Annotated in this window: 9 protein-coding genes; all 9 read left to right on the forward strand. The window is 53.2% G+C overall.

Annotated features, from left to right (window positions below):
* The first annotated feature begins 10 nt into the window (after positions 1 to 10).
* The 9 genes from IEX77_RS02185 (at position 11) to cobA (ending at position 12,303) form a co-directional block, all read left to right on the forward strand.
* Positions 11 to 2,095 carry a RecQ family ATP-dependent DNA helicase gene (locus IEX77_RS02185; protein WP_188807504.1) on the forward strand — a complete coding sequence of 695 codons (2,085 nt, stop codon included), beginning with the start codon at positions 11 to 13 and terminating at the stop codon, positions 2,093 to 2,095.
* Positions 2,096 to 2,143: 48 nt separating this feature from the next.
* Positions 2,144 to 2,797, forward strand: coding sequence for an MBL fold metallo-hydrolase (locus IEX77_RS02190; RefSeq protein ID WP_188807505.1), 654 nt, complete (start codon positions 2,144 to 2,146; stop codon positions 2,795 to 2,797).
* 169 nt (positions 2,798 to 2,966) lie between these two features.
* On the forward strand, positions 2,967 to 4,181 hold the full coding sequence (locus IEX77_RS02195; RefSeq protein ID WP_188807506.1) for a C1 family peptidase: 1,215 nt from the start codon (positions 2,967 to 2,969) through the stop codon (positions 4,179 to 4,181).
* A gap of 423 nt (positions 4,182 to 4,604) precedes the next feature.
* Positions 4,605 to 5,498, forward strand: coding sequence for a sirohydrochlorin cobaltochelatase (locus IEX77_RS02200; RefSeq protein ID WP_188807507.1), 894 nt, complete (start codon positions 4,605 to 4,607; stop codon positions 5,496 to 5,498).
* A 109-nt stretch (positions 5,499 to 5,607) separates the two neighbouring features.
* Positions 5,608 to 6,585 carry an energy-coupling factor ABC transporter permease gene (locus IEX77_RS02205; RefSeq protein WP_229770773.1) on the forward strand — a complete coding sequence of 326 codons (978 nt, stop codon included), beginning with the start codon at positions 5,608 to 5,610 and terminating at the stop codon, positions 6,583 to 6,585.
* On the forward strand, positions 6,585 to 8,660 hold the full coding sequence (locus IEX77_RS02210) for an ATP-binding cassette domain-containing protein (protein ID WP_188807508.1): 2,076 nt from the start codon (positions 6,585 to 6,587) through the stop codon (positions 8,658 to 8,660). The genes IEX77_RS02205 and IEX77_RS02210 overlap by 1 nt, the downstream gene beginning before the upstream one ends.
* Positions 8,644 to 9,915: a glutamyl-tRNA reductase gene (gene hemA, locus IEX77_RS02215; RefSeq protein WP_188807509.1), complete on the forward strand. Its 1,272-nt coding sequence runs from the start codon at positions 8,644 to 8,646 to the stop codon at positions 9,913 to 9,915. The genes IEX77_RS02210 and hemA overlap by 17 nt, the downstream gene beginning before the upstream one ends.
* Positions 9,905 to 10,801: a hydroxymethylbilane synthase gene (gene hemC, locus IEX77_RS02220; protein ID WP_188807510.1), complete on the forward strand. Its 897-nt coding sequence runs from the start codon at positions 9,905 to 9,907 to the stop codon at positions 10,799 to 10,801. The genes hemA and hemC overlap by 11 nt, the downstream gene beginning before the upstream one ends.
* Positions 10,798 to 12,303 (forward strand): uroporphyrinogen-III C-methyltransferase, encoded by a 1,506-nt coding sequence (gene cobA, locus IEX77_RS02225; protein ID WP_188807511.1) that lies wholly within the window; start codon positions 10,798 to 10,800, stop codon positions 12,301 to 12,303. Before hemC ends, cobA begins: the two co-directional genes overlap by 4 nt.

Genomic DNA, 12,303 nt, shown 5'->3' on the forward strand with positions numbered 1-12,303 from the left:
GGATGCCACCATGAGACCGACCTCTACCGAAGACATTGAGGAGCTCTTAGGTCCAGATCCAAGTGCCGATGATCCGATCATTGAGCATCATGAACTCTGGCCTGAAGACCTATTCGATGAAGATCCCCTCTCCATCTCCCCCGTCACACCTGGGCATGATCCTCGACCAGGAGTAGCCGACAGCGACCTCTCCCCGGAAGAAGTCCTGGAGCGCTACTGGGGATACTCTACCTTCCGACCTCTACAGAGAGAGATCGTACAAGCAGCACTGGACGGACGAGATACCTTAGGTCTTATGCCGACTGGAGGGGGAAAGAGCATCACCTTCCAAGTACCAGGACTCATCCTCCCAGGGCTGACACTTGTCATCACGCCCCTCATCTCTCTGATGAAGGACCAGGTAGACCATCTGCGTGCCCGAGGGATACGTGCCACAGCGATCCACTCAGGCATGTCACAAGAGAAGGTACAGACGGCTCTGGATAATTGCCTCTTCGGAAAGTACAAGTTCCTCTATGTCTCTCCTGAGCGTGTAGGTAGTGAGCGCTTCCAAGCGTGGCTTCATGCCCTGACTGTCTCACTCATTGTCATCGACGAATGTCACTGCGTGTGTCAGTGGGGATATGACTTCCGCCCCTCCTACCTTGAGCTACCGAAGCTCCGTGAGCAGCTTCCCGAGGTACCCATCTTGGCTCTTACAGCAACAGCGACGAGTGAGGTCGTCGAGGATATCAAGCGTGTCCTTCACTTCCGCCCAGGCTATGCCTTCTATCAGAAGAGCTTCCTTCGCCCCAACATCTCCTATTCGATACGTCGTAGCGATGACAAGCCTGCGATGATGCGCTTCATACTCTCCCGAGTAGAAGGAGCTGCCATCATCTACTGCCGCAATAGACAGCTCTGTCAGACGGTCTCCGAAGCTCTCCTTGCCGAAGGAATTAGTGCAACCTACTATCATGCAGGGCTAACCTATACCGAGCGTGAGATGCGCCAAGGGCGATGGATGCGAGGAGAAGTGCGTGTCATGGTCGCAACGAATGCCTTCGGTATGGGCATCGATAAGCCCGATGTGCGCCTGGTCATCCATCTCACCATGCCCTCTTCCCTCGAGGAATACTATCAGGAGGCAGGGCGTGCAGGGCGTGATGGTGAGCACTCCTACGCTGTGGCTATCGTCGGTAGCCAGGACTCCAGGATGCTACATCGGCGCCTGCAGGATACTTTCCCCGAGAAGGAATACATCCGCGAAGTATATGATCAGATCTGCAACTTCCTCGCTATCGGAGAAGGAGAGGGGCTGGATCGCACGTATGACTTTGACATCGAGCTCTTCATACGACGCTTCCATATGCGTCCCGTGCAGACCCGTCACGCTATCGAGATCATGCAGCTGGCGAAGTGGCTGGAGTACCACGATGATGACAGCCGCTCAATGCTCCGCTTCCTTATCCCGAGTAAGGAGCTTTACCAACCCCATATCGGTCCCGACCGCCTCATCCGCACGATACTGCGTAGCTATACGGGGCTCTTCTCTGACTACGTGTGCATCAACGAGCGCGACCTATCTACCCTCTCGGGCTACAGCGAAGATGAGGTCTACACCTTCCTTGTAGTATTATCTCGCCAAGGCGTCCTGCACTACATCCCGAAGAAGGATATCCCTCGCCTACACTTCCTCATCCGACGTGAAGACAGCCAGTATCTCCGTATACCCTATGCCGCCTATCAGGAGCGTCGCGACAAGATGAGTGACCGCATCGGGGCTGTACGTACCTACATAGAAGAGGAAGAGACCTGCCGCTCTCGTATGCTTCTCGCTTACTTTGGAGAGACTGAGAGTACCCCCTGTGGAGCATGTGATGTTTGTCTTCGCAAGCATCCTTCGGGACTACATCAATATATCATCGATGCCGTAGGCGAGGAGCTTGAGCGCTCCTTCCTCGGTACCACCGCAGAGAGCTATCCCGTCGAAAAAATCATCGCAGCCCTCCCCTACCATCCTCTGGACACCATGGCTGCTATACGCTATTGGGCAGGAGAGCTCAGCGAAGGGCTGGAGATCGATGGCTCCCACCTACGACGCCAAATGCCTTAAAGGCTGATGGCACTATTTCCCCTCTAAGACTATCATCATTATCATCCTATGCTTAAGATTCACCAGTTTACCTTCGGGCCTGTACAAGAGAATACCTACGTCCTCTACGATGAAGAGAGCCATGAGGCTGCCATCGTTGACCCAGGCTGCATGCGCCACTCTGAGGAAGAGAAGCTTCGTGACTTCATCACGGAGCGAGGACTTACACCAACCCTTATGCTCTGTACCCATCAGCACTTCGATCATGTATGGGGAGCCGCGTACGTCCTCAAGGAATGGCCTCATATCACAGCCTATGCCAACGCTATTGACTTCGAGAAGCTACCCCTGCCCTCTGAGCAACTCAAGGGCTATGCTATTCCACTACCACTGGAAGATATCCCAGCAGAGCGCTATACGATGGTAGGGCAGGATGATCTCATTCGCCTCGGCAGTGAAGAGCTTCAAGTTCTCTTTGTCCCTGGACATGCACCAGGTCACCTCGCTTACTATGCACCTGAGTCCGGGATTCTACTCTCTGGGGATACCCTACTCCAGGGGACAATTGGTCGCACGGACTTCTGGTATGGGAGCTATGATCAGCTTGTTGAGTCAATACGCACACAGTATCTCCCGCTACCCGATGAGACGATTGTCTTCAGTGGTCACGGGCCAGAGACCACTATCGGATACGAGCGTCGTAAGAATCCCTTCCTCCAATAGTTTTGCCTCCCCTCCCAGAGGCAACCTACTCCCGAGCCACAGCTTTGCGGCTGTCTGACTACGAGCTGACGAAGCGAATTATTGTGTATCTTTGGATACCCTTGTGGCAAATACCCATGGGGAATAGGCACTTGATGTAACTCGTAACTATTACATATACCCATCAAAGATGAAGAAACTTATCGCTATCATGGCCATCGCAGGGATGACTTCTTCCCTGGCACTGGCACAAACACCCACTCAGTCTAAGGACGCTGGACAGCCTAACGTCTTCACGACCGTCAAGGACGCACGCATCACCTCGATCAAGAATCAGGCAAACTCAGGTACTTGCTGGGCTTACTCAGGTCAGAGCTTCCTGGAAGATGAGCTGATCCGCATCGGTAAGGGTGAGTATGACCTCTCTGAGATGTTCGTAGTCAGCCACTCCTACCGCGACAAGGGACGTAAGTATGTCCGTCTGCACGGCAAGCTGAACTTCGCACAGGGTGGATCTTTCTACGATGTACTCTATGTACTCAAGGAGTATGGTGCTGTTCCCCAGTCAGTCCTCCCTGGTCTTAACTATGGGACGACTAAGAATCAGCACGGAGAAATGGAAGCTGCCCTCAAGGGCTTCCTTGATGCTATCGTCAGCAACCCTAACGGCAAGCTCTCTCCAGCATGGTATCCCGCCTTTGAATCTATCATAGACCAATACCTCGGCAAGCTCCCCGAGAGCTTCACGTTCAATGGCAAGAAGTACACGCCTAAGAGCTACGCTCAGGAAATGGGTCTGAATGCTGACGACTATGTCTCACTGACCTCCTTCACTCATCACCCCTTCTATAGCAAGTTTGCCCTCGAAATCGAAGACAACTGGCGTTGGGCTGAGTCCTATAACCTCCCCATCGATGAATTCATGCGCACCATGGAGTATGCCATCGATAAGGGCTACACGATCGCTTGGGGCTCTGACGTGAGTGAAAAGGGCTTCACCCGTGACGGTATTGCTGTCCTCCCCGACGTGGAAGAAATCGAAACGAAGGGTTCTGACCAGGCTCGCTGGATCGGTCTGAACTCCTCAGATAAGCAGCGCCTGCTGAATCAGCTCATCCACACGGCTGATGTACCCGAAATCGAACCCACCCAGGAGTATCGTCAGAAGGGCTTCGACAACTACGAGCTCACCGACGACCATGGTATGGTGATCTACGGTATCGCAAAGAACCAGATTGGCCGCAAGTTCTTCATGGTAAAGAACTCATGGGGTGAAGCTGGGACCTACAAGGGACACTGGTATGCTTCTTACAACTTCGTAAAGGGTAAGACGATGAACATCGTACTTCATCGCTCAGCTATCCCTGAAGACATCGCCAAGAAGCTCGGCATCAAGACTAAGTAAGAGCTTCTGATCTCCAACATTAAATAGGCCCTCAGGATATCCTGAGGGCCTATTTTTTTATCCATCTATCAGCAGCAAACAGATATTTCCTCCCTTGTATGAAAGTTCTCACATCGCAGGAATACTCTATCCAACAGCGACATACGAATATAAAGTAAATAAAGATCAAGAAATATTTGGAGGACCTAAATTATTTAACGTATATTTGCAGTGTGTTTTTCATGGTATTAGATTTAAGGTTAACGAAGGGTGTTGGCTGTCGGGAGGCAGTCAACACTCGTTTTATAGCCCCTGCTCATCTGGTCGAATAGCATATCAATCTCCTCCTCTTCTTCCTTTAGAATCTGTTAGATAAAGAGTAACTTTGTGCAATCCTCATTAGGTGAAGTATCGCTATGAGGCCAATGCACAGGAGTAATCACTATGGAACAGAGCAACCAAAACCCACTGATCGCCCGTGTCTGCGCAGAGAAGCGACATGAGCGAGCCCTGCTATTAGTCACTTTTGGAAGTACCTACGAAGGGCCACACAAAACCTTTGCAACATTGCGCAATGCCTTTGCTGAGAGTTTCCCAGATAGAGATATCTATATGGCCTTCACCTCCAAGTTCTGCATCCGTAAATGGCTTGAGAAAACAGGCGAAGAATACTATACCACAGATAAGTGGCTCGAAGCCATTGGTGAAGCTGGCTATAAGGCTGTAAGTATCCAGTCTCTACACGTCATTCCTGGTCTGGAGTACTCATTCATTGATGACCGCTACGTTCCGCAGTTCCATCGTCTCTATCCTCAGATACCGACTACAGTCGGCGTACCCCTACTTTGGAGCCAAGCTGATATTGAGCGTGTAGGAGATTGTATCTATTCACTCTTCCGCGAGCGTCTGGAGAAAGGGGAAGCTCTCATCCTCATGGGACATGGTAACAATACAGATAAGCATCCCGAAGCCAATGGTCGCTATCGCCGCCTACATGACTACCTGCAGGGGCGCTGCTCGCGTATACTCATCGGGACGGTAGACTTTGAAGATATGCTCTTTGAGGACGTCGCTGAGCGATTAGCTGAGGTATGTCCTGTTGGCTCAATACTTAACCTCCTCCCCCTCATGTCTGTAGCGGGTGACCATGCTCTCAATGATATGGCGGGTGACGAAGAAGAGGATACCCCATTGGAAGAGCAAAGCTGGAAGATCCGCTTCAAGGCCCTTGGCTACAAGATTGAAGAAGAAAATTGCCACCTTCACGGGCTGGCAGACTACGCCTCCCTCCGTCAGGTATGGCTTGATCATCTGATGGCAGCAGAGCGTGAGCAGTAATTGCGATCGGCCCTACATATCCATATATACATCGACAACCTCAACTATGAATAAGCGTATCTATCTACTGCTCCTCATGCTCGCTTTGGGACTAGAGCCACTTGGAGCTATGCACATCATGGAAGGATTCATTCCCCTGAAGTGGTGCATCATTTGGTATCTCATAGCTCTCCCCTTTGTGGTCTTCAGCTATCGCTTTGTAGCCCGTCAGATCAAGGCTTCTCCTCGCATGAAGAGTTCCTTCGCCTTGGCAGCTGCTTATACGTTCATTCTCTCAGCTCTAAAGATGCCCTCTGTCGCGGGGAGTAGCTCCCACCTTACAGGGACCACATTAGGTACGCTTACGATTGGTCCCATGGCAATGCCCTTAGTCGGAGCTATTGTGCTTCTCTTCCAAGCTCTACTATTAGCTCACGGAGGTATCAGCACACTGGGGGCAAATATCTTCTCGCTATCTATTGCAGGCCCTTTTGTTGCCTACGCACTCTATCGCCTTCTAACCTCTGCTCGCTTACCAAAGAGTCTGGTCATCTTCATCGCAACCTTCTGCGGATCGATGGCAACCTATATCGTCACCTCTTTCCAGCTTGCTGTTGTCTACCCCGATACTGTCACAGGCGTTATGGGAGCTGCATGGAAGTTCCTCGGAATCTTTGCCATCACGCAAGTGCCACTCTCTATTATTGAAGGTATCTTGACAGTCATTGTACTTCGCCTCCTTGAAAAGAGCCAAGCTAAAACGACTACCAGCGTAGAAGCGTCCAGCACACAGTCCTCGACAAAGAGCAGCCTACGCCCACAATTCATTTGGCTCTCAATTCTCGCTGTAGTCTGCCTTGCATTACCCATCTTAGCAGGCCTATTTGACATCGGAGCAGGCACAGACGACCAAGCCGGAGAAATGATTGGGCAACTAACCCCGGGCTTCAATCCAACTCCATTCCTTGAGAGCTTCGAGCCATCAGAGTTTGCAGAGCCTCTCCTCTTCGCACTGCAGGTAGCTATTGGTATTGCTCTATTCGCCTGGGGATACTACCAGCTCATTTATAAGAGACATCAATCCAAGCAGAAGGAGCAAGAAGCCTAATGTCCCACACAAAGCACTGCTCTCGACGCCCTACGCTCCGTGAGGAGCAGGGGTACTTATTCTTGTGTCTACTTCTCCTTGGGGTAGCACTTGTACTGCAACATACAGCTCACCTCCTCATACTTGCAGCTGCTATCATTGGCTTGACTTTTGCTCGAAGCACGGGAAAAAGATGGCTTTTGACACGCAGACTCCTCATCCTCTCATTCTTCATTCTCCTCTCAATTCTACCGATTGCCTTAGGCCGCGGAGAAGGGAGCTCTCTATGGATAGACTTCGGAGGCTGGGGTATCACGAAGGGAGGCAGTGTAGTGGCTGTCAAGACGGGACTTCGCTGCTTAGCCTCCGCCTCCTCGATGATGCTCCTCCTACAGTTTCTTCCGCTCCATCGACTCTACACAGTGCTACGCAGCCTTGGTACCCCCAAGCTCTTCATTGAGCTCATTGAGCTCACCTACCGCTATATCTTCGTCCTGGAGGAAACGGCAGGGCAGATTCGTCTGGCACAGATAAGCCGTCTGGGTTACCAAGGGAGCTTGAGCGAGAAGTTCCAGCACTTCGGTATGCTCCTCTCGCGCACTTTCATATTGAGCCAAGTGGAATCAGACAAACTTTACCTTGGGCTCCAATCTCGAGGATATGAAGATGAAGGGCTAAGAAGTAGCTCACACAACAGCACTGAGAGTATGAATCACTTTCCTCTTCTGCAAGTCAAAGAGCTATCCTTCCACTATGAAGATGGATATGAGGCTCTCCGCGGTGTCACCTGCACCATACAGAGAGGAGAGCGTATAGCTCTCATCGGGCATAACGGCGCAGGGAAGTCTACCCTCTTCCTTCTACTCTCAGGACTCCAATCCTCATGGAGCGGAGAAGTCTATCTACATGGCCAACTAATTCATCCACAAGAGCGAGTCTCCCTAAGACAGCAAGTAGCACTCGTACTCCAAAACTCCAATTATCAGCTCTTCACTCCCTCTGTCGAGGATGAGATCGCCTTCGGGCTTAAGAATATGGGTCTGCGTGAGGAAGCCCTCCATAAGCGACTTGAGGAACTCTTGACTCGCTACAACCTTGCTAAGCTCCGCCACAAGCCTCCCCATGAACTGAGCGAAGGTCAAAAGAAGTGGGTAGCTCTGGTAGCTGTCCTCGCTACCGATCCTGAAGTTCTAATCCTTGACGAACCTACGGCGGCACTTGACACGTTGTACACGGAGCGTGTGTTGGACTTACTGGAGCAGCTACATCTTGCAGGGAAGACCATCATCATCTCCACCCACGATATGGAACTGGCCAGCCGCTTCGCCGATCGAGTATTACTGATGGAGGCAGGCAAACTGATTTGTGATCGCAAGGCTCCTGATCTTTGGTCCGATAGTATCCTGCTAAAGGATAAGCACCTTCCACAACCCTGGGCATGGCGAACTCGTACGCATCAGCAGGCGCCTCCCCGCCCAATCCGTACGGAGCTACAGCAGTATCACCTCCCGCTCTTCCTATCATCGGAGACTCTCCCCATACTCCTCGTGGGAGGAGGAAAGGGAATTTGGCGAAAAGCCCAAGGACTTATCGAGCGTCGCATCCCATTCAAAGTCATGGCACCAGCTCTCTGTGATGAGTTCACAGAAGCAGCACGACGAGGAGACTTCGAGTGGATTCCTCGTGCTTACACTGGGATCTCCGATGTAGGTGAGGCACGTATCGTCATCTTAGGAATAGGAGACGCTGGTGAAGAGCTTCGCTTTGCTCAAGAGCTTGAGGCTGCAGGCTACCTCTTCTCTCTACTCAGCGATGCGACGCGAGGGAACTTACAGTTTGGCGCTACCGCACACAAGGAAGGCATTACCCTATCAGTGCACAGCGACTACCGCCTCCCCGAGATCACACAGCAGCTTAAGACGGTATGGAGTGAAACACTTCCCGATGGCTTCGAAGCACGTCTACGAGCCCTCTCTCAATATCGTCAAGCACTACAAGAGGCTACCGATGAGGCTGAGCGTACTCGTCTGCGTCAGGCCTACGACAAACTAAAAGAATCACTACTACAGGATACGATCCATGATCGGACTCATTAGTATCAACCATAAGACAGCCTCCCTATCGAGACGTGAGCAGTTCGCCCTCGGAGAGGAAGAAGCAGTCCAACTTATCTCACAGTGGCAAGGGGAGCAAGGTCTACTTGGTGGCTTTGTTCTCTCTACTTGCAATCGCTTGGAGATCTATTACGAAGCACCCAACCAAGTAACACCGGAGCTTGAGTCTACACTCATCCGCAGTCTCTATCGCTTCAAGCGCATACGCCACTCTGGGGACGAATCGATCTTCACGACTCTACATCACACAGAGGCCATACGTCACCTCTTCCGCTTGGCATGTGGCCTGGAGTCGATGGTCCTTGGAGAAACCCAAATCCTCGGACAGCTGAAGGAAGCCTATCGTCGTGCTACGACGCACGAGCAGAGTACAGCCGTGATCTCTCGTCTCTGTCATCGAGCCTTTGAGACGGCAAAGAAAGTGCGCAGTGAGTACCTACTATCAGCTACTCCCATCTCTGCGGGCACAGCAGCCGTTGACTACCTCCGACAGCGTATAGCGAACTTCTCCGAGCTGCCCGTACTCATCCTCGGAGCGGGACAGATGGCAGAAGTCATTGTCCACCGCCTACAGGAGCTCCAGCATCCTATGGTGAGCATCTACAATCGCACCCGTGAACGAGCCATGGCCTTTGCAGAGAAGCATCAGATCTCCTCGGTGTACTCGGATGATCATCTTCCTCAGGCGCTCACGACCTCTCCTATCACCTTCGTCGCCACCTCTTCTCTTACTCCGATTATCACGGAGGAGCTCCTTGTATATATACCACAAGGGGAGCGCTACTTCTTTGACATGGCCGTACCACGCAATGTTGATCCATCGCTGGACGAAGTACCCCACCTCCACCTCTATACGATCGATGATCTGAGGAGTCAGCAGTATCTCTCGGGCGAAGAGCTTCATCAGCACGAGGAGATACGTAGCTACATCCAGTCAATGGTACAGGACTTCCTCCAGTGGTGCGATGCTGCAGAGGTGAGACAGACCATCGGTCTCATCCAGCAGGTATCCCATCAGCTCCTCGACAAGGAACTCTCTGCCCTTCCCCACGACTTAAGCGAAGAAGAACGTAAGCTCATCTCGCACTGGGACGAACATCTACGCACCACTTACACGACTGCGATCGTCTCCGCACTGCGAGAGCTAAGCGAGACGACAGGACTTAAGACCTACTCCAAGACACTCCTCCAGCTCTTCACCCATATACAAGGTAAGCTCCCATCACATGACTCCTAAGACCTTCATCCTCGGGACGCGAGGAAGTCAGCTCGCACTGCGCCAGAGCGAGATGGTACGCGATGCCCTCCTCCGGCACTTCCCTACCCTTCAGATCGAGCTCAAGATCATCAAGACTAAAGGGGACAAGCTCCAGCATCTCTCCCTTGATGCCTCGGGAGACAAGGGACTCTTCACGGGAGCTCTTGAGGAAGCACTGCGAGCTGGGGAGATAGACTTCGCCGTGCACAGCCTCAAGGATCTTCCCGTTGATCCTGCGCCTGGCACCCGCATAGCTGCTTATCTGCCTCGTGCCGTCACACACGACACGCTCATAGGTCCGATGCCTCTCGAGGCTTTGCCCGAAGGTGCTCTCATCGGGACATCAAGCCGGCGCCGCGCCTATCAGATAGCTCTCCACTATCCTCATCTGCGCACCGAACCTATCCGAGGGAATGTAGAGACCCGCATGGGGAAGGTCGGCGCTGGACTCTTCGATGCTACCCTCCTCGCTGAAGCTGGTCTCACTCGTCTGGATATGAAGGACGTCACCCGCTATCCCATCAGTGAGGAGATCATCGTACCTGCTCCTGGGCAAGCAGCTATTGCCGTCCAGACGCGAGACGAAGATGGTGAGCTGCAGACCCTACTTCAGCAGATCCATGACGCGAAGACCGAGCGAGAGGTTACCATTGAGCGAAGCCTCCTCAAGCGCTTAGGTGGCGGCTGTGCCCTCCCCTTGGGCTGCGTCTGCCATATCGAGGGCGAGACCGCAGAGCTTCGTGTCTTCTACGCGAACGCTTCGGGGACGGAGCACTATCTGGCTACGCATCACACCCCACTCTCTGATATTGACACCCTACTCTCGCAGCTCATCGAGCGCCTTCAGCATATCACCACAGCATGAGTACCGTATATCTCGTCGGAGCAGGTCCTGGTGACCCCAAGCTCCTTACCCGTCGTGCCTACGAACTGATTACCTCAGCGGAGATCGTCGTCTATGATGCTCTCGTCTCTCCCCGCATTATCGAGCTCATCCCCCCGACTACCCGCCTCTACAATGTAGGGAAGCGCTATGGCGCGCACTCTATGAAGCAGCCCGAGATCAATGCGCTGCTCGTCGAGCTGGCTTCTGAAGGGGCGAGCAAGATCGTACGTCTCAAGGGCGGCGATCCCTTTGTCTTTGCCCACGGGGGTGAAGAGATGAACGTACTCCGCGAAGCTGGTATCCACTATGAGATTGTGCCAGGGATCACGGCGGGGCTTGCTGCTCCCGCCTACTTCGATATTCCCGTGACGCACCGAGCAGTCAGTCGTTCGTTCACTTGCCTTACTGCCCACTCGGAGTCAGGAGAGCTCCCTGCCTTCGACTGGCAAGCTCTTGCCAAGCTCGGCGGTACGCTGATCTTCTACATGGGTGTTCGCCAAATCGCTTCGATTAGCCAAGCACTCATTGATGCCGGATGCTCGGCCACGACCCCAGCAGCTTTGGTTAGCCGAGGGACGACCCCACAGCAGGCACTCTTAGCACGTACCCTCGGAGAGTTCACTGACCCCGAAGAAGACTTCACAGCCTATACGCCCGCCCTCTTCGTCATCGGTGAGGTGATTCGTCTGAGTGAAGGTCGCACGTCACGCCCCTTGGCTGGGAAGAAGGTCATCGTCACGCGAGCACGTCATCAAGCCTCCTCACTGCAGGAAGCCCTCGAAAGTGAAGGCGCCGAGGCACTCCTTCTCCCGACCATCGAACTATCATCCAACGAAGCCATCAACGCAGAAGTCGCCACACACCTCGGTCAGCTGGCGCGCTACGGCTGGATCTTCTTCACCTCACCCAATGCCGTGGAGTTCTTCTTCGCAGCACTGCACCGAGCTGGACTTGATGCCCGCGCGCTCTCGCCCTGCCGTATTGCGTCGCTGGGACCGATGACCACGGCAGCGCTCGAAGCTCAAGGTATCAAGCCCGACTTCATGCCCAGTGAGTACCACGCTAAGGCCTTCGCTCGCGAATTTGTAGAGCAAGTCTCTGCCGCACACGATAAGTCCCTGCTTCTACCAGCTTCGGCACTGGCGCATGACGACCTTGCTCACCTCCTGCAGGAAGCAGGCTACCGCTGCGAGCGCCTTCCGCTCTACACCAATAGTCCGATTCATTACGAAGCGGAGGAACTTCGGGCGACGCTGGCATCAGCTGACTACCTGACGGCATGCAGCTCATCGGCGATCCATCACCTTGTAGAGCTACTGGAGCAATATCAGCTGACCGACCTGCTACGTGAGCTTCCCATCGCAGTCCTTGGAGAGCAAACGGCAGGTGCCGTACGAAGCTACGGACTTGAGCCCCAGCTCATCGCACCGCAGGCGACCATCCCATCGCTCGTCGGAGCCCTCATAGAGCGCCTCGGCTAA

The organism is Porphyromonas pasteri, from assembly GCF_014647755.1.
In the GTDB taxonomy this organism is placed as follows: Bacteria; Bacteroidota; Bacteroidia; order Bacteroidales; family Porphyromonadaceae; genus Porphyromonas; species Porphyromonas pasteri.